The following is a 20,349-nucleotide window of genomic DNA, read 5'->3' as shown; positions in this document are numbered from 1 at the left end:
ACTCCGAAGGAATCTTGTTGAAGGACTGGTTTAGAATTTGGACGAAAGATGAAAGACCTCAACACCTCAACACAAAAAAACACCAATACATTAACACATTAACACAAAAAAATGAGAATATTCTTTTTCATCCTATTGGCTTATATGCTAACCACAAGTTGCACCGAAGATATACAGCTTGACCTCAACAACCAAGACTTTCAGCGACTGGTAGTTGAAGGCTGGTTTACGAATCAAGCCGAAGCACAAACCATTGAATTGACGCTCACAAGCGACTATTTCGCCAACCAAGAAGCACCACGAGCCATTGGCGCAAAGGTCAGCATCACAGATGGCACACAAACCTTTGATTTGACCGAAACCACAGCAGGCATTTACCAAACTGCCCCAACGGTGAAAGGAGAAATCGGCAAAACCTATACGCTTCAAATTGACTACAATGGCGAATACTACGAAGCCATTTCGACCATGAAACGCATTGTTGAAATAGATTCACTTCAATACGAAATGGATGAAGATTTGGCAGAAGATGAACCCGAGGAAACCGATATTTACTACCTCCTCATGTATGTACAGGAGCCGCAAGGAAAAGGCGATTTTTATATGTGGAAAACCTTTGTCAATGGAGTCGACAAAACCGATACCTTGAAAAATGCCGCTTTTGAACGAGATGACTTTGTGGACGGCAATTACATCAACGGCATCGAAATGGACAATGTGTATTTTGCAATGGGCGACACAGTGACACTGCAAATGCGGGCAATTCCAGAAGAAACCTTGGACTTTTTTGAGGCCGTCATGCTGGAAACGGTTTGGCGAGGAGGCCCTTTTGACGGTCCACCTGCCAATATTCCGAGCAATATCAGCAATGGTGCGATAGGGCATTTTAGTGCGGCATCGGTGGTTGAGAAGACGATTACAATAACGCCATAGTAAACAGTCGTATCTATATCCTTCAATTGCAGAGCGATAATGGAAAAATATTGCAGAAAAAGATTTGGTTAGAGTGATTTCGAGGCTTAGTTAATTTCCCATTTTCCCCAAAAAAATGCTATATTGCAATACCAGTGCAATCACTCTCTCCAATGAAATAAACAAACCATTCATTCCATTTTGGTACAACACCATTAACCTTCAAACTCCCTTATTCATGGAAACGCTACACTTTTGTCGGACTGCAAAAACAAAAAACGACAATAAAAAAAAACTATTCCATTCACTGTGTTGGATGATACTCTTTAGCCGTTTATTTCTGCTTCAAAGCTCCTCAGCACAAGTCCAACAAGCTTTGCCTGCCTCCGAAAGCCAACAAATAGAGCAAATTGTAAACGAAGAAATCGTCAAACAAGAACTGATTGGATTAGCGATTGGCGTGGTGAACAATGGACAAATTGCTTATTTGAAGGGGTTTGGATATGAAGACCGAGCAGCCCAAAAAAAGGTGGATTTAGACAGCAAATTTCGGTGGGCTTCAATGGCGAAATCGCTTACCTCGATTGCAGCCATGAAATTGTGGGAAAACGACAAATTGGATTTGGACAAAGATGTTCATTCGTATGTAGAGAATTTTCCTGAAAAAGGAGTCACCATGAACTATTTGCTTCAAAATCAAAGCGGTATTGGACATTATGACGAAATGGACAAAAGTTACCCCAATTGGAACCGATTGCAGATAGCCTATTCCGACAATCAACCCTACAATTCTTATTTATCAGTCAACATTTTTGCAGATGCCCCCCTTCAATCTACGCCTGGCACACAATACTTATACTCGACCTTTGGCTTCAATTTGGCGGGAGCAGTCGTCGAAAAAGCGGGGAAAGATGCCTATCAAAAAGGCTATATAGATATGGTAAGCGAATACATTGCCAGCCCTTTAGGTATGACAACATTGCAGCCCGATTACCATTTTGGAAATTCGGCCAACGAAGTAAAAGGCTACTTCAAAAACGACATGGGCGAAATTGAACTACGAAACGATGACAACATCACTTGGAAACTGCCCGCAGGTGGTTTTCATTCTACGATTGGCGACCTCACCAAATTTATGCAGGGTGTGGTCAACCGAAAGATATTGAAGTCAGCGACTTACGACAAGATGTGGACCAAACAAGACAAACCTGATAAGGACGGCAGTGTAGCCGATTATGGATATGGTTTTGGCGTGAATGGTTCGGGGGTCAACTTGCGGGTGTGGCACAGTGGTTCGCAGACCAAAACAAAAACTTTGTATTTGTGCTATCCAAATCAAGGGATTGGCGTGGCGGTGATGTGCAATTCGGAGTGGGCAAATCCTTGGATTATTGCAGATAAGATATTGAAAGTGTTGGGAATCAGCAAAAGCATAGATGTTTATGAGTGGAATTGCGATGAAAAAAGTCGTGCGTCAAAACATCAGTTTACAGGCGTTTGGCAAAGCGGCAACAGCGATTATCTAGTGCGTGTGGCTTATACTGGCGAAGAATTCGATATGGAGTGTAAAGACTTGGCAGAAAAGGGTTATCGCTTGATGGATTTTGAAACCTTTTTGGAGGAAGATGAACGAAAATGGGATGGCGTTTTTGTGAAAGAGGAGGGCAAATATGCGATGTGGCAGGACATGAACGAGGAAGATTTTGCAGCAAAAGTAGAGGAAATGGCGGCAAAAGGTTTGCGCCTCATTGATGTAGAAACCTATCGAAAAAGTGGTGAAACGCAAAAATGGGCTGGTGTTTTCATGGAAGGAAGGCAGAAGTATGCTTTTTTACAAGACAATTCGCTCTTAAAAGGCATTGGACTGGATATGGTTGATGTGTTCAATAAAAAATACAAATCCCTGACAGCAGAAGGGTTGCGACTGATTGACATAGAAACATACACCAACATAAATGGCAATCGAAAATGGGTGGGCGTATTTATTGAAGGAAAAGATGAACATGCGCTACACCGCAATTTGTCGAAACAGGAATTTCAGGCAAAGCAAAAAGAATTGGCGAAGCAGGGGCTTAGATTGATTGACGTGGAGGTTTATACTTCAAAGGGTGAGGAGTTTTGGACGGGTGTTTGGCGAGAAGGAGGCGGTAAATTTGCCGTTCACCAAGACCTGCGTTTTTGTCCTTTCTACAAAAAAATGGAGGAATTGAGAAACGAAGGATATGAATTGTTTGATTTGGAGCGTTATTAGGATGCAACTTTCCCACTCTTGCGAAGTCTTTATACAAACCCAATGCCGCCGCTTACCTACTGATTACATTTTTCCAAGCTGTTGGATATAAGATTAACACAAATCACTTGAGATTTGTGTGTCCAATTCTACTTGTCTAACAAAAAACAAATCATCTCTTTATGAAATTTTTCAACCTTTCTGCAATTGCCTTGCTATTCACTTTTTTGATGTTTGGAAGCGGCTGCAACCTCGTTGGCGGCAAAGACGACGATACCATCACTTGCCCTTTGGACAACTCTAAAGATTTGGTATTGACCATTCAAGACCAGTTCGTTAGCCTTCCTTCGAGTGTTTCTGTATTCTTCAAAGTTGATGACAAAAACGACAAACCGATTCCACAATTGACCAGCGACAATTTTGTCATTTTGGAGAAAGGCAGAAACGATGATTGTGCAAGAGCGGTATCGAGTTTTGAAGCCAACTCCAAAATTCGCCCTCATTCTCAGATATTTACCTTCAATACCATCCTGATTTTAGATTTGAGCGCAAGCGTCACTGCCACAAGTTTGAGCGAATTGAAGGAAGCCGCCAAAAGTTTTATTGACCAAGTACAACCCGAGAATGTGGGTGAAGCCTACAGAATGAGCATACGGTGGTTTGATGGAGAGGACAAACTACATTTGTTGCAAGATTTTACCCACAGCAATGCAAAACTCAAAGCGGCTGTGGAAAGCATCACTGCCAATATTAGCAGCGACCCTTCTACTGACTTGTATGGCGCAGTTATCAAAGGTGTGGTAAAGGCGCAGGAAGTGCTGGTTTCTTACCAACAACAAGATATTATTTCAGCAGTTTCGATGGTGATATTCACGGACGGAACGGATCAAGCTGCCCGACATTCGAAGCAAGATGCACTCAATGCTGTAAACAACAACATCTCCAATGTGACTACTTTCACGATTGGTTTGGGTGAAGAAATTGACGAAACGGTATTGAAGCAAATCGGTCGTGATGGTTCTTTCTTTGCAGCCGACAAAGAGGAATTGGAAGCTATCTTTAATGAAATTGCTCAATTGATTTCGAGTGAGGCAAATAGCTACTATTTGTTTGAGTATTGTAGCCCAAAAAGGGATGGCAGTGGCATGAATGAACTCCGTATTGAAGCAACTTCTGGCAACTTGAAGGGTTCGGTGACGACTACGTTTGATGCTGCGGGTTTTACGAGTGGGTGTCAGTAGAGAAAAAAATTGAAGGATAGTGAGGTGGTTTAGATTGTTGCTCTTTTGTAGTAAATTAGCAGTGTATTTATAAGACATTTGAGCAAATTTCGTATCTTTCAGTTATGAAAAAACTCCCAATTGGCAACCAACATTTCAAGCAATTCATTGACGAAGATTTAATCTATGTTGATAAGACTCCCTTGATTCACAAATTATTAACGGAAGGTACTTACTATTTCCTATCTCGTCCTCGCCGCTTTGGTAAGTCATTGTTGGTAGATACATTGAAGCAAATTCTGTTGGGGAATCAAGATTTATTCAAAGATTTCTGGATTTATAACAAGATAGAATGGAAAAAACATTCTGTCATTCACTTGGATTTTTCAATCATCGCTTACCAAGCAAAAGGGCTGGAACAGGCATTGACAGAAGAGCTGCAAAAAATTGGAAATGAGTATGATCTCAGTATTCGTTCTGACAATTGTAAGGATGCTTTTCGTGATTTGATTGAAGGGTTGTCGAAAACAGAAAAAGTGGCGGTTTTGATAGATGAATATGATAAGCCGATTACCGACTACATAACAGATTTATCTAAAGCAAATGAACACCGAGAAATTTTAAGAGAATTTTATGGTGGGTTAAAGTTTTTAGGAGATAAGTTACGCATTCTCTTCATTACAGGCATTGCCAAATTTTCAAAAGTGTCCTTATTTTCTGTTTTAAACAATTTAGACGATTTGACACTCCAACCTACTTATGCCACACTAACAGGAATTACCCACAAAGAATTGAGGCATTATTTTGAGGCACATTTGCAGAAAGTAGCCAAAAAGCTTAAGCAGCCTGTCGAAAAAGTATTGGGAACATACAAAAAATGTATGATGGCTATTCATGGGATGGTGAGCAATTTGTTTACAATCCTTTTTCAGTCATCAAATTTTTGAAGGAGGGAATATTTGATAATTATTGGTTTGAAACAGGAACGCCTGCTTTTTTAGTCGAAATTTTGCGTCATTATCGGGTTTCTGGTGATACAATTGCTTACAAAGAGGTGGATAGCAGTTTTTTCAATAAATTTGACATTCGATATGGCATTGATGTTTATCCACTTCTTTTTCAAACTGGATATTCTACGATAAAAAAAGTTCAATATGAAGATACAAGTGTCTATTACACCCTAAACTATCCAAACCAAGAAGTCCAACGTTCTTTTGTTCAAAATCTCATTGAAGTTTATACTTTCAAGCCACCAAGTGTGATCAATACTGCAACCATTCAATTGGAGAAAGCACTCAAAAACAGAAATATTCGAGTGTTTGAAGAACAGTTAAATGTTTTGTTTTCAGATATATCCCATCATTTATTTCCCTTCGAAAAAAAGAAAAAAGATGCACAGAGAGAGCTTCAAGAGTTTATGGCTTGGGAAGGATACTTTCAAACCATTATTTATTTGGTGCTGCAATACATAGGCATTCGAATCCAATGTGAAATCATCAAACACAAAGGGCGTTTGGATGCGGTCATTGAAGTCACAGACTATATCTACATTATGGAATACAAATTGGAGGATGCAGAAGTTGCTCTGAAGCAAATAAAAGAGCAAAAATATGCTCATTCTTTCCTCAATACAACTAAAGAAGTGATTTTGATGGGTGTAGCTTTTGACAGGGCAAAAAGAGAGGTTAAAAAAATTGAATGGGAGGTTTGGGATAAGCGGTTGAAGTAACTTTGCGATCAGGCTTCAAAACAATACTGAACACAATGAATATCAATTGTATTAAACATACAATCTCAATTTGAACAACCAATTTCAAACAAACCGCTTCACCGCAAAATCCCCCAAAGTAATCGTATAACTCTCCTGCACCCCCTTTGCGGCAAAACCCACAATCACTTCACAAGCCACCGAAGTCGCCAAAGTCACCAAGTTGCGGGCCAACGGATAGTCACACACATCGTCATTCGTAGCCGAAGGCACACGGTACAACTCGTTCCAAATCACCTCCGCATAATCGCCCGCCAAACCAACATGCAAACACGGCACTTTTTTATTGGTGCAATAATCCGTCACCACTTGTCGACTGATGCTATTGTCAAAAACATCCACCACCAAATCACTATCTTTCAATAATTTGTGAACATTGTTTTCCTCCAATCGCTTGATAACCCCTTCCACCCTTGCGCCAACAGCACGGTACAAATTGTTGGCAATCATTTGTGCTTTAAAGGCACCAATATCCGACTTTTGAAAAGGCTGTGTCGATAGGTTTCGTTCTTCGATGCGGTCAAAGTCAATCACCTTCAATTGACCAAAACCCGAACGAGCCAAACTTTCGACAATGTTGCCACCCAAAGCACCTGCCCCACAAATTGTGACCTTCAATCGCTTCAGTTTTTGAAGTACCGCATCCGAACGGTACAGTTCTTCATGGTAAAAAATAGACATACTTTTTATTCGTTATTTTAAGTGAAAAGATTTTTGTGTTTCAACAAAAAATGTAACAAGTGATACACAATAGATGCGACCAATCCAATATCTTTGCTTTAGCAGTTTTAATAGATTTTCGTTCATTGGTCATTGAAGTAAAATACTGATAACCAAAGTAAAAATTAGCTGCAATCAAAACGCATATTGTTTAACACACAAACTTTAGTTTAAATTCATGAATACACTAAAAAAGATTTTATTCTTAGCAATCATCATTGTATTTACCTTCAATGCTTGTAAAAAAGATGCGGAGTTCAACACCTTTCTGCAAATTGAAGAACAAGTAGATGGTGCATCTTTTTCGATGGGCAATGCCTATCTAAACAGCCTCAATCAACAATACAAATTTGAAACGCTTTTATTCTACCTCTCCAACATTGCCCTCATTTCAGAAGATGGCACAGAACAGCCACTTGTTGATGTGGTGCTGCACAACTATACCGACCCCAATAGCTTGAAATTCAACATTCCAGAAGGGAAATATACAGCTATCAAATTTGGATTGGGCTTAGACCCCGACCTCAATCTCACCGATCCAACAACGGTTGCAGAAGACAGCCCCTTTCACAGCGACAGAGGCATGTATTGGGTATGGGCAACGATGTACAAATTCGTAAAATTTGAAGGCAGGGCAAGCGCAGACTCCAATGTCTCAGATTTGACCGATGCTTTTTTATACCATTTGGGAACCAATCCTTACTACCAAGAAATTACCCTTCCACGCAGCATTGAAATTGACGACAAAGAGGAAACCAAAGTAAAAATTGTCTTAAATATTGACCAGATATTTGACAATGCCACTACACCGATTGACATCATCAATGAGAACCAAACCCAAACAGGTGATAATCCTACATTGGCGCAAAAGGTGAAGAAAAATTTGGTGGCCGCATTTGAATAAGAAGGACACATTTTGAAGTAAAATAAAGACTTCGGAGGTTTACTTTTGAAAAATAAAGCGTCCGAAGTCTATTCCTTTCTATCCCAAAGTATGCGGATATTTTCCTTCATCCGCATACTTTTGAAGCGCATCTACCACCGTCGGACGGTCTTCTTGATAGGTCACACCATACCACTGTTCGGTACTCGTCAAAACAGACAATTTGATTTTGCCCGTTTGAATCAAGATATTCACCGACAAAGGAATGTAAAATTCTGCCTTTGGATTATCTGCATTTTCTTTAGCAAATTCGATGAACTGCTTTCGCATTTCTTCAAAAATATTGGGATGAAAGCCCCAAAAATTCATCGAAACCACTGCATTTTCCCCCAACAATTCGGGCTGTTCACCTTCCAAAAAATAGATATTGCCATCCTCCAATCGTTGAATTTTGGTGCGCTCCACAACCGTTTTCAAGTATCCATTTTTATCTGCCTCACAAATTCCCCTCGACACTGTGCCGTAAGGTGAAATCGTATTTTTCAACTGAAAACCCACCATTGCATAGTGGTCAGAAGCAGCCATTGAAGTGAGAAAATCAGCGATTTGCTGAAAAGAATCCGCACCATAATAATCATCCGCATTGATGACTGCAAAAGGTTCTTGAATCAAATCCGCCGCCACCAAAGTCGCATGAGCTGTTCCCCACGGCTTGCTGCGCTCAGGCATTTCGTCCAGCCCTTCAATGGGTGTATTGACTTCCTGATAGGCATAGTCAATCGCAATTTTGCCCTCCCAGCGTTTCGCAAATTGCGTCTTAAAAGCTTCTTCAAAACTGTGGCGAATCACAAAAACAACTTTTCCAAATCCCGCCCGAATGGCATCGTAAATAGAATAGTCAATAATCGTTTCACCCGAAGGTCCTACACCGTCTATTTGCTTCAATCCTCCGTAACGGCTGCCCATGCCTGCCGCCAAAATCAATAAGGTTGGTTTCATCTGTCTAATTTTGGAATATCAAACTGGGAAAGTAAGGATATAAATTGAAATTAGAAGAAATTAATTGTAATTTTCCCCTAACATTTTTTTGATTTCAATTTTCATTTAGACAACATGAATTTAACTGGACTGGACTGGATATTTATAGGCGGCTTTTTTGTCGTTTCTTTGGTCATAGGGCTTTGGGTCACCAAACAAGCGGGCAAAGACTCCAAGGAGTTTTTCTTATCAGGGCGAAACATGCCATGGTGGCTGTTGGGTATCTCGATGGTAGCCACTACTTTCTCAGCAGATACGCCCAATTTGGTAACAGACATTGTTCGCAAAAACGGCATTGCAGGTAACTGGGTTTGGTGGGCGTTTTTGCTCACAGGAATGTTGACCGTTTTTGTATATGCTAAACTATGGCGACGCTCCAAAATCATGACCGATTTGGAATTCTACGAACTTCGATACAGCGGCAAAATGGCGGCTTTTTTGCGAGGTTTTAGAGCCATCTATTTGGGCGTTTTCTTCAATGTCTTGATTATGGCAAGTGTTTGTCTGGCAGCCATTAAGATTGGAGGTGTGCTATTGGGCTTGACTCCTTTGCAGACCTTATTCATAGCCTCTGTTGTGACGGTAATTTATTCCGCTTTGGGCGGTTTGAGAGGCGTTATCATCACCGATTTTGTACAGTTTGGCATGGCAATGATTGGCGCAGTTTGGGCAGCTTATGTGGTCGTCAACTTGCCCCAAATCAATGGACTAACCAGTTTACTGAGCCATGAAAATGTCATCGGTAAGTTGAATCTATTGCCCGACTTCAACAATATGAATGTGTTGCTTCCTCTGTTCATCATTCCCTTAGCGGTTCAATGGTGGAGTGTTTGGTATCCGGGAGCAGAACCTGGTGGAGGCGGTTACATTGCCCAACGAATGTTGGCTGCCAAAGACGAAAACAATGCAATGGGAGCTACTTTACTCTTCAATGTTGCCCACTATGCACTCCGTCCGTGGCCATGGATTTTGATTGCTTTGGCTTCTTTGGTGGTTTTCCCGATGGAACTGACCAACAACTACAGTCAGGTACCTGTTGCAGACAATGCAATGCAGTTTTTGGCAGAAAGGGTGAAAGCCGAAGATGTGGATATATTACTAGATGCTATTGATTACCAAGTCGAACAATCAAGTGATGCAACTCAAAAAAATCAATACTCAGCTCTCAAAAAAATCATTATCGAAAATGATACTGAGCCACAAATCAAGTCACTTGCCTACATCTTCAAAGAGCGAAACAAAGGCAAATCCGATAAAAGTACCTGGACCAATCTACTGAACGATCAAGAAGTTGTCTATCTGCAATTGGCAAACCCCAACATTGAAGTCAGCAAACTCGGCAATGATTTGGCGTATTCTGCTATGCTGCCATTTCTGCCAGCAGGTTTGTTGGGTTTGGTTGTTGCATCGCTCATTGCAGCCTTCATGTCCACGATTTCGACGCACCTCAATTGGGGTTCTTCTTATGTGGTCAATGATTTTTACAAGCGGTTTTACAAGCCCGAAGCCTCTGAAAAAGAGTTGGTGATGATTGGGCGAATTTCTACGGTGGTTCTGATGCTCTTTGCGGCTTTGTTTGCTTTGGCTTTGAGCAATGCCTTGCAAGCCTTCAATATTTTGCTGCAAATCGGTGCAGGAACGGGTTTGATTTACATCCTTCGGTGGTTTTGGTGGCGCATCAATGCGTATAGTGAGGTGACTGCAATGGTGGTGTCTTTTATCGTTGCCCTCTTTTTTCACTTTGTTGATTTGGGATTGTTGGACTACCAAAAACTCATGGCGGGTATTGCTATTACGACTGTTGCTTGGTTAGCAGCTACTTTTCTGACGGCTCCAACGGATAAGGAAAAATTGGTGAGTTTTTACCGCCTTATTAAACCTGCAAAAGCGGGCTGGAAACCTGTGGTAAATGCAGCGGTTGCAGCAGGAACATTGAAGGAATCGGAGGTAAAAACAGGTCAATTGCCCTTGGAAATTGGAGGTATGATTATTGGCTGTTTTACAGTCTATGCAACGCTTTTCGGAACGGGTTATTGGATTTATGGCGAAACAGTGAGTGCAGTTATTTCGACAGTTGTGGCAGTTGTTGGAGCGTTTTTGTTGTTTAAAATTTGGGGTAAGGTGAATCACTGATAGCTTTGATTTTGAACAGGAACTGATAGATAGAAAGGAACGATTTCACATGAGATTACGGAAGTCTTTAAGACTTCCGTAGTCTTCTTTCCTATTAAAACCAAAAAACCATGCTTCAAAAACTTCTCCCCACTTTCCTCGCTGCCATTTTCATAGCGATATTTGCACAAATCACCATCCCCTTACCCTATATTCCGATTACAGGGCAAAGTTTTGCGGTCTTGTTGGTGGCGTATTTGTTGGGTTGGAATTGGGGAATGATTGCGGTTTTGCTGTATTTGTTTACAGGAGCAGTTGGTTTTCCTGTTTTTGCAGAAAGTGCTTCGGGCATCGCAAAATTGAAGGGAAATAGCGGTGGGTTTTTGTATGGTTTTGTATTTGCCGCTTTTTTGGTCGGTTTTTTAGCAGAAAACACCATTCCTTCTTCCTTCAAAAAGGCTTTGGGGATTATGACTTTGGGTACGGCTGTGATTTTGTTTTTTGGGGTGATGCATCTTGCTTACCACATTGGTTTTCACAAAGCTTTGGAATATGGTTTGTATCCTTTTATTGGAGGGGCGGTGGTCAAAATTGTGTTGGGTGCTGCGATTGGGAATTATTTGAAGGGGCGGTTTTTTGAATAAATGAACGAAAACTTTGTCAAAGGTTGAAGACCTTGACAACAGTTGAAGTGAATTGAACTAGAGATATGGAGAACTTAGGCTGAACTTGACGTAGAATTAGAACGGAGAGGTGGAGAAACGGAGAGATTGTTTTGGTGGGAGGGAACTTTACTAATTCTTATTTTCAGTATATCTTTGTTGAACAGCCTTGAACATAGCCTGCTCCGATGAAATGAATCAGGGAATCGACTACTGAAAGGAATTTTCCGCACTTGACTTTGCTTTAAACATGTTATGCAAGAATTTTTTCGTAAGCAATTCTTGTTCAAACCTTAAACCCACATTATGACATCTAAATTCATCTTTGAAGGCCCTATCCCTCTCGACACCCTCCAAAAAATCAGCAGCGCACGAACACGTTTCGACATCGGTTCGGAGGCCTTTTTTTTGGGCATCATCCGAGCCGATAAATCGGAAAACCAAAAAGTTGTAGGCATTGACTATACTGCCTATACGCCAATGGCAAACAAGGTTTTCCAAGAAATTCAAGATGACATTTTGCAGCAATATGGCATCTTGAAATTGGTGATTTTACATTCAGTTGGGATGGTCAAAATTGGGGAAGCTTCTATGTTGGTTTATGTGCAATCGAAGCACCGAAAGGCGGCGTTTGAGGCTTTGGAGCAAACGGTGGAGTTGATTAAGGAGAAAGCTCCTGTTTGGAAGCAAGAGTTTTATGAGGATGATAGCTATCTTTGGGTCAATGTGGAGAAAGACGAAAGACTTTGACTGGATTCCCGTTTTTTTATTTTCATTCTCATTTTAATTTTTACTTTATAAATGGTTGATATTACACACAAAAAACCGACACTTCGATATGCCAAAGCTGAAGCGATTGTGAAGGTGAGCAAGGTAGAAACGATTGAAGCGATTGAAAACAAAACGGTTCCGAAAGGCGATGTTTTGGAGGCTGGGCGCATTGCGGGATTGTTTGGAGTGAAGAAAACGAGTGAGTTGATTCCCGATTGTCACCCTTTACCGATTGAATGGACGCAGGTGAGTTACCGCATTGAAGGGCTTCAAATTTTTATCTGCATTGAAGTCAAAACGGTTTATAAAACAGGCGTTGAAGTAGAAGCAATGCACGGGGCATCTATCATTGCGCTAACGCTCTACGACATGTTGAAACCCATTGACAAAGGTATCGAAATCAGCACTATTCGACTATTGGAGAAGCGAGGCGGTAAGTCGGATATATTGCTGCAAGAAGAGGTTTAAGCCATCCAATCTTTGTGAATAAAAAATTGGTGCAAAATTGTTTTTTGAACCACTTCAATCATTCAACTTTAAGTAGCAGCAACTGGGAGCATTAATCGGTATATCTTCTAAATGAATAGTGAAAATCTGGCTGTTTTTTGAAATGTTTGAAGTCCATACAAACTCTTGTTGATTGTTTTCAATTGTCAATGACAGGTCAAGAAATTTTTATCTCAATAGCCGAAACTACCAAACTCCATTCACTATCTGGCCTTTGTAGAGGGATATTATCGCCTCTAAGTGTGTAATTTAATAAGGGAAGTGGGTACGAAAAACCGACTTTCAATTCTTGCATATTATGAAAGACAGACTTCAATAACCATATATTTCCTTCAATTCAATCCCTCAATGACTTTTTATTTTTCACCAAAATTCCAAAACCTAATTTCCATTTCATCTAAGAAAGTGATTTTTAATTCTAAAAAATTTTCAGATGAAAAACCTTTTATTAATCCTTTGCTTCCTTATCTCTATATCTTCGATTTCAGTTGAAGCACAGGTAAACACCAACTACTACTATGCGATTCAATCTAAAGTTAGTGGTCATTATTTAGATGTCAAAGGCAGTAGCAGAGATCCCAAGACACCCATTTGGCAGTACAAACAAAACAATACCGATGCTCAAAAATGGAAATTTATTGCAGCAGGAAGTGGCTATTACTACATCCAATCCAAAGTAAGCGGCTTGTATTTAGATGTCAAAGACGGAAGCACAAGCTCTGGAGTAATTGTTTGGCAATACTCAAAAAATGGATCGAATGCTCAAAAATGGAGACTTCAAAACGCAGGTAGCGGTTATTACTACATTCAATCCAAGGTCAGTGGTCATTATTTAGATGTCAAAGGTAGCAGTCAATCAAGTGGAGCAACCGTTTGGCAATACAAACTCAATAGATCGGATGCCCAAAAATGGCGACTTAAAGTAGTGGCTACTTCTCCACCTCCTCCAAGAACTGACATCCAAGAAATCAACTACTTGGGCAACTATCCATCCGATAGAGACAACAATTGGAGCGATAACCTTCAGGGAGTCACCCACGATTCCAACAATTGGTATTTCACCCAACTCACAAAGCTGTGGAAGTTTCCCTTTAGCCACAATCTCAACGAAGAGGTAAATGGTCCTAACTCCAGCAAACAAATCTTTCGGGTCATGATTCCTACTTTTTTAGCTCAACAAGGTTACGATCATTTTTGTGATTTGGATTATATGGATGGGTACCTATTTGTTCCCATTGAAGCTAGTGAGAAAACTCTAGTTCCCTATCTTTTAGTTTACAAAGCCTCTACTCTTCAATACATTGGCGGAGCAAAACTTAGCCGACAGAAACAAGCTGGCTGGTGTGCGATTCATCCTATAACAAAGGTGCTTTACAGTTCTAACAACCACATTGACCACAGCAATACTGGCAAAAAAATACACCGCTACACCGTAGATTTCAATCGACTGAAAAACAATGAAGTCGTCATTCTCTTCAAAGATTATTACAACCTCTACAACGAAACAGGTAGCCGTAAGCAAGACCTAAAAGAGTACATGCAAGGAGGTGATTTTTCAGAAGATGGGAATTTTTTATTTTTGGTCAATGGAAAGGAAAAGGACGATACCCCTGCAAAAGATGGAGGAGTATGGGTTTTTCACAACGCTACGGGCAGAAAATTCACCAAGTCTTTCAGTCAAGGCTCTGACTTTGACGATCCTAATTATACCGAAACTTCAATTAATAGGAGATTTCGCTATGAATACCATCCTGGTGGGGTTACAGCTGAAGAACCTGAGGGGATTACAGTTGGCGATATGACGGGCAAAGGAACGCCTAATATTTCGGGACAAGTGCATGTCATTATGCTTGACAACGATTTAACAACAGACGATGACATGTATTTCAAACATTATCAGATTGTGAAGTAAAATCCTTCAATTCCTGATTGGCTTCAAAATAAAAAACTTCCAAAACAGCTAAGGCTGTTTTGGAAGTTTTTACGCAAAAAAAAAAATGAAAACCAAACTACCTGTTGAAGCTTCTGCCGTACAAATCAGTGCTATACACAGCATTGTTCACGACAATTATCGCCCCGTTCAGCCTTTGAACGAACTGTATTAAAAAGCAAGAAAAAATCGGATTATTTTTGGATTTAATCACTTTTTTCTGACTGTTCTTTGAATTTCAAGTGATATTGCCTGTCAAAAGGGACACCTGATTTTACAACGGCAAAAGTCTGTCGGAGTAACTTGTTATAGGCTGTTCAATCAAGGCTAAAAAGCTCTCTAACTTTTTAGCCTTAACTTAAGCCTCTTTCGCTTTTGTTCTGTACTGTTGTAATTGCTTACATTTTATACTTTCCAAAGCGTTTTGAGCCTCATCTATTGAAAAAGTTTTTCCAAAAGTGGCTATGGTGAAAATAAACTCAGTTAATCCGCTTCTACTATTTGGGTTCATTTTAGATTTAAACTTTCCAAAATAACTTTCTATGATATCAGAACTACAAAGCAAAAAGTCTTCATTTAAACACTTTCTTTTAGTGTCTAATTTCTCTAAATATGCTTTGACATTTTCCATGAAAATAATTGCATTGGTTTGTAGTCCATTCCATATTTGGGTTTCAATTTCTGTTAAATTAGCAAGTAATTCTTTCTTTTGAGATTGCCCAAACCCATGATTTTTCAATTTCTCGCATACCGTTTTAAAGATTTTTTCTACCTGTATTAAGCCTGTAATAAATGCCTCTTTCTCTCTCAAAAACAGAATCTCTTCTTGAACTTTTAAGGGTAAATCTTCCCAATTTTGTAACATCTTTTTCGCCCAATTGACACATGGAAAGATATTAGCAAAACGTAATTTCCCTCGCATGGATGGAGGCATATACCCGCTATTGGCTTTACTCAAATTCCATTTTTGGCGTAACTTACCAATGAGTTTGCTAAACAGTATGAAATCCTCATCTGATTTATACAATCGTTTTAAATTATTTGCAAATATATGTGTGCAGTCTTCTATATGCCTGTAATCTAATTGCTTATAGGCTTTTTTTAAGTTATTACCCTCATCACTAACTACATATTGTACCGTCTTATTCACTGTTGCCTTCTTTAATAACTCGGCTACCCTGTCACCTTTCCATTCTTGTCCTATTTCCACACTAAGCACTTCCATATCGGAATGACATAAACTTCGATTTTTGGGGATTTTATTCGTATTTACGCCTAATATCAATAATATTTTCTCACTACCAAAACTGATACTCTCATCTACATAAATCACATATTTATCATTTTGAAGAGTGGTGTTGTTCACACGAGATATACCGCATTTACAGAGCCAATTTCTAATACTGTTATGACAAGGAACTTTTCCTTGCAAGGATAAACATAGATGTAAACAGGCTATTGTATGGCGGCAACTTCGTAAGCTCATACTCCCATACTTATATAACTCCATCACAAAAACTACTATCACTAAACTATAGTGATGACCTTTGGCTTTTTTACCTTCTAATAGCGTGTTTTTATGCGCCAACTTTTCTGCTTGATACTTCGATTTCCATTTATCTCGACTCGCTATTAATTCCTTCTCTCTCTTTTTCAGATAATCATTTTCTTTTCGTCTTGATATTGCTTTGACTTTCCAGTTTTTTAGACTATCTTCATGGTGTCTTTTAGACATATTCCTTGTTTTTTTGATTGTTTAGCGACTCAAAAATACGAGGATTTTTTTTAGACTTTTGAACAGCCTAAACTTGTTAATCACTGCTACTCTGGCGACTTTGTGAGGCTTGCCCTTGGCTCTAAGCCGATGGAAGAGTTCCTTACAATCCTCATTGTATTGGACAGCTGATTTGGTGGCATTATACAACACAGACCGAATTTGTGCTGGATCTGCTTTTGTTATTCGTCCTTTGTGAAAAACAGAGCTGCCCGATTGATGTGTCAAGGGCACTGTGCCGATGAATTTCACAAGCTGCTTTGCATTGTCAAAGGTCTCAAAACCATTGGTATAAGTATAGAGTAAATGAGCAGTCTTTTCTCCTATACCAACTACGGAGCAAGCCAGTTTTTTGAAGTCTTCAAATTGGATATCAATCATGTCATTTAATGCTTGTTTTATTTTTTCTATATTACCTTGCGTTGATTTGAGCATATCTTTAAAGACTTCTAAAACAATATCTTGCGGGTCTTGATATTGCTCTACACTATGCATTTGATTTTTCAGTTGCCTTTCTTGTTTTTCTAGTGCGTTGAGTGTCATTTGCAATTGTTTTCTTTTTCTGATGTTTTCATCAGAAGGCTGATAATCAGGTATTTCAAGCGATGAACCCATGATATCTAAGGCTCTTGCTGCTTGTTTATCGTCTTTGGTCGTAATTCCCAAAACCTTCATGAAAGCACTACTTTTTTGAGGGTTAATCAATTTCATTGAAAAATTTAATTTTTCTAAGGTTTTGACTAACTTATCACTATAAGTACCCGTAGGTTCTAATACAAAGGCAGTTTCTTTGTTATCAAAAATTTGATGATTGCTTCAATAGAGTTTTCTATCTGACAATCAACCCATTGGTTTGCTTTTTTGTAAGCGATGTCCAAAAGTTTGTAACTTACATCAATACCGATAATTAATAGATAATGCATAAAAAATAAAATTAAAGTGAGCTAATTATGAATGAGATATATCCGAAGAAATCTGCGTCGTAACTCAGGCTTAGTGCCTACCGAACTGTCCGATTTTATTGGATATAAAGAACGAGGGACAATCGTTCAAGACGGTCTCAAAGGACAACAGGAAGATCGGTTTGCCCTCGTTCTTATTTCAATATATCGCTTTTTAGTTCAATGTTTATCTTTTATGACTTTTTTCGTCTGCAATGTACGACAGGAATCTACTATAAAAAAGAATCTCACTTGATGTTGGTTTACTTGTGTTCAGTTTGGAACATTCCTTTCAGTAGTAGATTATTGTTCGTTTGCATTGAAGGTAGAAATATAGGGGATTTTATTTGAGTAGGCAAGTTGTTTTGGGTTTCATTGCAGAAGCTTTGAACAAGAACACATAATAAAAAGGAAGCTCACTTGGTGTGAAGGAAGTGGACGGTCAGTAAGCCATGCTATACAAGCTTCCTTTCGATTAATCTTACTGTTCGAGGCTGTATAAGCTCACTTGATGTTGGTTTTCTTGTGTTCAGTGCGGCAAATTCCTTTCAATAGTAGATTTCCCGAGGTCTCGGGACAGGCTATGTTTAAGGCTACAAAGGAATAATTCACCAAGCAATCACAAGTTTGCCCCCAATTATACCGTTAAATACAACAATAATTTTATCTTTGACTACAAAAACAGGCTGATGAACACACTCCAAGTTAGAAAAATGAACATCATTGAAATTATCATGGGGATTGACAATGATGAAGCTTTGGCTAAAATTGAAAATCAAGCAATTAAAGTCAAACAACAAATTACTCATAAAAACAAACTGAATGTTTTTGATGCAGTAAAACCAATTAGGTCAAATGTTTCATTAGAACAAATCATGTCAGAACAAAATTATAAACCCATATCCTACAAAGAATTCAGAAAATTGGCGGATAAATTAGAGCTTGAAGAATCGATTGAAGAACTTTTAGCACTGTTATCAAAATAGAAAATAGCATTATAATGAATTACCTATTAGATACTAATATTGTTCTGATTTACACCAGAGAATCTCCCCTAACAAAATTGCTTGACCAAGATTATAATTTATTTGACGAACAGCATAATTTATTTATTTCAGTTGTTACCGTTGGAGAATTAGAGTCGATAATATTGCAGAGAAATTATGGTTCAAGAAAAATAGCGATTTTAGAAAAATTATTATCGAAATTTTCTATAATAGACATCAATATCCAAGAAATAATTTCAACAAAACAGCTAAAGGATTCCCCCACTATACCGAAGGTTAGTGGAGGGAGGAATTTAGCTACGTCATTATTGACCTTGTGATTGGATGTATTTTTTAATAACATCTATTTTATGTAAATTTACACCATCTTATGCTAATCACCAAAACATACAAATACCGAATTTATCCTACCCAAAAACAAGAAAGTAGGATGACTAACCACATGAATATGAGTCGGTATGTTTGGAATTGGCATTTAGGCGGAATGATGAAGCAGTACAAGGATAGCAAAACCTTTCCTTCGATGATTGAACAACAAAACCTACTGCCTAAACTAAAGGAAGAAAAGCCGTGGTTTAAGAATGTTTATTCCATGGTGCTGCAAGACGCCAATAGAAGACTACACAAAGCACTCATTACATTTTTTAAATCCAAGAAAGAGGGAAACACCGATACAGGATTTCCTAAATACAAGAAAAAAGGACAGTGGAATAGCTTGAACTATACCGATTACGGCAGAAATATGCCAAGTTACTTTTCTACCATGAATCGCAAAATCGGTAAAGAAAAAGCGAATAACCATATCCCTGTTCCAAAAATAGGCTTTGTCAAAATAAAACGGCACCGAGAACTCCCCAAAGGAGCAGTCGTGAAAACCATGTCCATCATCAAGGATGGATGCAAGTGGTTTACCTGTTTCACCTTTCAGTTTGAAAAAGCTGTTAAAGAAGTGCCTAAACAGGACTTGCTAACACATTCAGTAGGAATAGACATGGGTTTGAATGATTTTGTTTATACCAGTGGCGGTTTATCAGAACCACTACCCAAGTTTTACCGAAAACGAGAAAAGCATTTGGCTAAGGTGCAGCGCAAGTTATCCAAGGCTAAGAAACGAAGCGCAAGATATTACAAACTACTTAAAGCGGTTCAGAAAGCGCATTACCGTGTCAAAATGCAACGGCAAGAGTTTCATCATCAAGTAGCGAATTGGTTGTTAAAACACTATGATTTGATAGCTATTGAAGATTTGGCTATTAAAAACATGATTCGCAAAGCCAAGCCTAAGCAAGACGAAGAAGGTAATTTTACTCGCAACGGCAGAAAAGCGAAATCGGGACTTAGTAAATCTATTGCAAATGCAGGTTGGTACTCCTTTCGTGTAATCTTGGAAAATAAGGCTAAGGAACTTGGAAAGGTAGTCGTAGCTATTGCGCCACAGTACACAAGTCAGAAGTGTAGTGGTTGTGGCGCAACAGTAAAGAAAGCCTTATCAGTTAGAACACATAGCTGCAATGAGTGTGGTTTTACTGCAAACCGTGACCACAATGCAGCCATAAACATATTGACTCTCGGACTGGAGAGTTTAGGGCTATATGCCTATGATGCCCCCACTATACCGTTAGGTTAGTGGTGGGAGCAGTCACAGTATGGAGAAATAGATGCATATAGTCAGGGAAAACTAGCATCAAAGGAAAGCGATTTCTCAGCACGAAACATGGGTAAAAATGATTTATGGATAGCAGCAACCAGCAATGTCTATGATTTGGTTTTGATTACGACAGATAATGACTTCAACCATCTAAGTGATGAATATATAAAGCTGGAAAAAGTAGATTTAAATAAATACAAAGAAAAATAACTCTAAAATTAGGTAT

At 39.1% G+C, this 20,349-nt stretch carries 20 protein-coding genes; 15 read left to right on the top strand and 5 right to left on the bottom strand.

The genetic code is table 11. From position 1 onward, the window contains the following. Positions 1–111 precede the first annotated feature (111 nt). The 5 genes from R3E32_22795 to R3E32_22775 all read left to right on the top strand — a co-directional run bounded on the left by R3E32_22795 (position 112) and on the right by R3E32_22775 (position 6,091). On the top strand, positions 112–933 hold the full coding sequence (locus tag R3E32_22795; GenBank protein MEZ4887579.1) for a DUF4249 domain-containing protein: 822 nt from the start codon (positions 112–114) through the stop codon (positions 931–933). A 217-nt stretch (positions 934–1,150) separates the two neighbouring features. Then, positions 1,151–3,163: a serine hydrolase gene (locus R3E32_22790; GenBank protein ID MEZ4887578.1), complete on the top strand. Its 2,013-nt coding sequence runs from the start codon at positions 1,151–1,153 to the stop codon at positions 3,161–3,163. A 161-nt stretch (positions 3,164–3,324) separates the two neighbouring features. After that, positions 3,325–4,383 carry a VWA domain-containing protein gene (locus tag R3E32_22785; GenBank protein MEZ4887577.1) on the top strand — a complete coding sequence of 353 codons (1,059 nt, stop codon included), beginning with the start codon at positions 3,325–3,327 and terminating at the stop codon, positions 4,381–4,383. Positions 4,384–4,487: 104 nt separating this feature from the next. Next, the gene (locus tag R3E32_22780) at positions 4,488–5,309 is read left to right on the top strand and encodes an AAA family ATPase (GenBank protein MEZ4887576.1); all 822 of its coding nucleotides are present in this window, start codon (positions 4,488–4,490) and stop codon (positions 5,307–5,309) included. After that, positions 5,240–6,091, top strand: coding sequence for a PD-(D/E)XK nuclease domain-containing protein (locus tag R3E32_22775; protein MEZ4887575.1), 852 nt, complete (start codon positions 5,240–5,242; stop codon positions 6,089–6,091). The genes R3E32_22780 and R3E32_22775 overlap by 70 nt, the downstream gene beginning before the upstream one ends. A gap of 84 nt (positions 6,092–6,175) precedes the next feature. Here the strand turns inward: R3E32_22775 and R3E32_22770 are convergent, their stop codons facing one another. After that, positions 6,176–6,811 (bottom strand): ThiF family adenylyltransferase, encoded by a 636-nt coding sequence (locus tag R3E32_22770; protein ID MEZ4887574.1) that lies wholly within the window; start codon positions 6,809–6,811, stop codon positions 6,176–6,178. 217 nt (positions 6,812–7,028) lie between these two features. Between R3E32_22770 and R3E32_22765 the strand changes: the two genes are divergently transcribed. Continuing rightward, on the top strand, positions 7,029–7,754 hold the full coding sequence (locus R3E32_22765; GenBank protein ID MEZ4887573.1) for an MbnP family protein: 726 nt from the start codon (positions 7,029–7,031) through the stop codon (positions 7,752–7,754). Between the two features lie 78 nt (positions 7,755–7,832). On the opposite strand, the gene R3E32_22760 is transcribed toward R3E32_22765, so the two are convergent. Continuing rightward, on the bottom strand, positions 7,833–8,732 hold the full coding sequence (locus tag R3E32_22760) for a sugar phosphate nucleotidyltransferase (protein ID MEZ4887572.1): 900 nt from the start codon (positions 8,730–8,732) through the stop codon (positions 7,833–7,835). A 114-nt stretch (positions 8,733–8,846) separates the two neighbouring features. On the opposite strand from R3E32_22760, the gene R3E32_22755 reads away from it, so the two are divergent. The 5 genes from R3E32_22755 (at position 8,847) to R3E32_22735 (ending at position 14,735) form a co-directional block, all read left to right on the top strand. Then, on the top strand, positions 8,847–10,904 hold the full coding sequence (locus tag R3E32_22755; protein ID MEZ4887571.1) for a sodium:solute symporter family protein: 2,058 nt from the start codon (positions 8,847–8,849) through the stop codon (positions 10,902–10,904). A 110-nt stretch (positions 10,905–11,014) separates the two neighbouring features. Further along, positions 11,015–11,527, top strand: coding sequence for a biotin transporter BioY (locus R3E32_22750; GenBank protein MEZ4887570.1), 513 nt, complete (start codon positions 11,015–11,017; stop codon positions 11,525–11,527). Positions 11,528–11,851: 324 nt separating this feature from the next. After that, positions 11,852–12,295 carry a molybdenum cofactor biosynthesis protein MoaE gene (locus R3E32_22745; GenBank protein MEZ4887569.1) on the top strand — a complete coding sequence of 148 codons (444 nt, stop codon included), beginning with the start codon at positions 11,852–11,854 and terminating at the stop codon, positions 12,293–12,295. 51 nt (positions 12,296–12,346) lie between these two features. Continuing rightward, the gene (moaC, locus tag R3E32_22740) at positions 12,347–12,784 is read left to right on the top strand and encodes a cyclic pyranopterin monophosphate synthase MoaC (GenBank protein MEZ4887568.1); all 438 of its coding nucleotides are present in this window, start codon (positions 12,347–12,349) and stop codon (positions 12,782–12,784) included. A gap of 472 nt (positions 12,785–13,256) precedes the next feature. Beyond that, positions 13,257–14,735, top strand: a complete 1,479-nt coding sequence (locus tag R3E32_22735; GenBank protein MEZ4887567.1) for an RICIN domain-containing protein — start codon at positions 13,257–13,259, stop codon at positions 14,733–14,735. Positions 14,736–15,111: 376 nt separating this feature from the next. Here R3E32_22735 and R3E32_22730 read toward each other — a convergent pair whose 3' ends face one another. The 3 genes from R3E32_22730 to R3E32_22720 are packed head-to-tail and all read right to left on the bottom strand — an operon-like array spanning position 15,112 to position 17,450. Further along, positions 15,112–16,488, bottom strand: coding sequence for a hypothetical protein (locus tag R3E32_22730; protein MEZ4887566.1), 1,377 nt, complete (start codon positions 16,486–16,488; stop codon positions 15,112–15,114). Between the two features lie 21 nt (positions 16,489–16,509). Further along, entirely contained in the window at positions 16,510–17,331 is an 822-nt protein-coding gene (locus R3E32_22725) for a transposase (protein ID MEZ4887565.1), read from the bottom strand. Then, positions 17,298–17,450 carry a hypothetical protein gene (locus R3E32_22720; GenBank protein ID MEZ4887564.1) on the bottom strand — a complete coding sequence of 51 codons (153 nt, stop codon included), beginning with the start codon at positions 17,448–17,450 and terminating at the stop codon, positions 17,298–17,300. Before R3E32_22720 ends, R3E32_22725 begins: the two co-directional genes overlap by 34 nt. A 707-nt stretch (positions 17,451–18,157) precedes the next feature. Here R3E32_22720 and R3E32_22715 point away from each other — a divergent pair. The 4 genes from R3E32_22715 (at position 18,158) to R3E32_22700 (ending at position 20,333) form a co-directional block, all read left to right on the top strand. Continuing rightward, a complete protein-coding gene (locus R3E32_22715) occupies positions 18,158–18,454 on the top strand; it encodes a hypothetical protein (GenBank protein ID MEZ4887563.1) in 297 nt (98 codons plus the stop codon). 14 nt (positions 18,455–18,468) lie between these two features. Next, on the top strand, positions 18,469–18,795 hold the full coding sequence (locus R3E32_22710) for a hypothetical protein (protein MEZ4887562.1): 327 nt from the start codon (positions 18,469–18,471) through the stop codon (positions 18,793–18,795). Between the two features lie 50 nt (positions 18,796–18,845). After that, a complete protein-coding gene (locus tag R3E32_22705; protein MEZ4887561.1) occupies positions 18,846–20,102 on the top strand; it encodes a transposase in 1,257 nt (418 codons plus the stop codon). Between the two features lie 87 nt (positions 20,103–20,189). After that, positions 20,190–20,333 carry a hypothetical protein gene (locus R3E32_22700; GenBank protein ID MEZ4887560.1) on the top strand — a complete coding sequence of 48 codons (144 nt, stop codon included), beginning with the start codon at positions 20,190–20,192 and terminating at the stop codon, positions 20,331–20,333. The last annotated feature ends 16 nt before the right edge of the window (positions 20,334–20,349 follow it).

Source organism: Chitinophagales bacterium (genome assembly GCA_041392475.1).
Classification (GTDB): Bacteria; Bacteroidota; Bacteroidia; order Chitinophagales; family UBA2359; genus JAUHXA01.
Note: the sequence above shows the minus strand (reverse complement) of the source record. Positions and strands in the feature narration are given on the sequence as shown.

Coding starts and splice junctions, on each gene's coding strand:
- R3E32_22795 (MEZ4887579.1), top strand. CDS start 112: ATGAGAATATTCTTTTTCATCCTATTGGCTTATATGCTAACCACAAGT.
- R3E32_22790 (MEZ4887578.1), top strand. CDS start 1,151: ATGGAAACGCTACACTTTTGTCGGACTGCAAAAACAAAAAACGACAAT.
- R3E32_22785 (MEZ4887577.1), top strand. CDS start 3,325: ATGAAATTTTTCAACCTTTCTGCAATTGCCTTGCTATTCACTTTTTTG.
- R3E32_22780 (MEZ4887576.1), top strand. CDS start 4,488: ATGAAAAAACTCCCAATTGGCAACCAACATTTCAAGCAATTCATTGAC.
- R3E32_22775 (MEZ4887575.1), top strand. CDS start 5,240: ATGTATGATGGCTATTCATGGGATGGTGAGCAATTTGTTTACAATCCT.
- R3E32_22770 (MEZ4887574.1), bottom strand. CDS start 6,811: ATGTCTATTTTTTACCATGAAGAACTGTACCGTTCGGATGCGGTACTT.
- R3E32_22765 (MEZ4887573.1), top strand. CDS start 7,029: ATGAATACACTAAAAAAGATTTTATTCTTAGCAATCATCATTGTATTT.
- R3E32_22760 (MEZ4887572.1), bottom strand. CDS start 8,732: ATGAAACCAACCTTATTGATTTTGGCGGCAGGCATGGGCAGCCGTTAC.
- R3E32_22755 (MEZ4887571.1), top strand. CDS start 8,847: ATGAATTTAACTGGACTGGACTGGATATTTATAGGCGGCTTTTTTGTC.
- R3E32_22750 (MEZ4887570.1), top strand. CDS start 11,015: ATGCTTCAAAAACTTCTCCCCACTTTCCTCGCTGCCATTTTCATAGCG.
- R3E32_22745 (MEZ4887569.1), top strand. CDS start 11,852: ATGACATCTAAATTCATCTTTGAAGGCCCTATCCCTCTCGACACCCTC.
- moaC (MEZ4887568.1), top strand. CDS start 12,347: ATGGTTGATATTACACACAAAAAACCGACACTTCGATATGCCAAAGCT.
- R3E32_22735 (MEZ4887567.1), top strand. CDS start 13,257: ATGAAAAACCTTTTATTAATCCTTTGCTTCCTTATCTCTATATCTTCG.
- R3E32_22730 (MEZ4887566.1), bottom strand. CDS start 16,488: ATGTCTAAAAGACACCATGAAGATAGTCTAAAAAACTGGAAAGTCAAA.
- R3E32_22720 (MEZ4887564.1), bottom strand. CDS start 17,450: ATGCATTATCTATTAATTATCGGTATTGATGTAAGTTACAAACTTTTG.
- R3E32_22715 (MEZ4887563.1), top strand. CDS start 18,158: ATGAACACACTCCAAGTTAGAAAAATGAACATCATTGAAATTATCATG.
- R3E32_22710 (MEZ4887562.1), top strand. CDS start 18,469: ATGAATTACCTATTAGATACTAATATTGTTCTGATTTACACCAGAGAA.
- R3E32_22705 (MEZ4887561.1), top strand. CDS start 18,846: ATGCTAATCACCAAAACATACAAATACCGAATTTATCCTACCCAAAAA.
- R3E32_22700 (MEZ4887560.1), top strand. CDS start 20,190: ATGGGTAAAAATGATTTATGGATAGCAGCAACCAGCAATGTCTATGAT.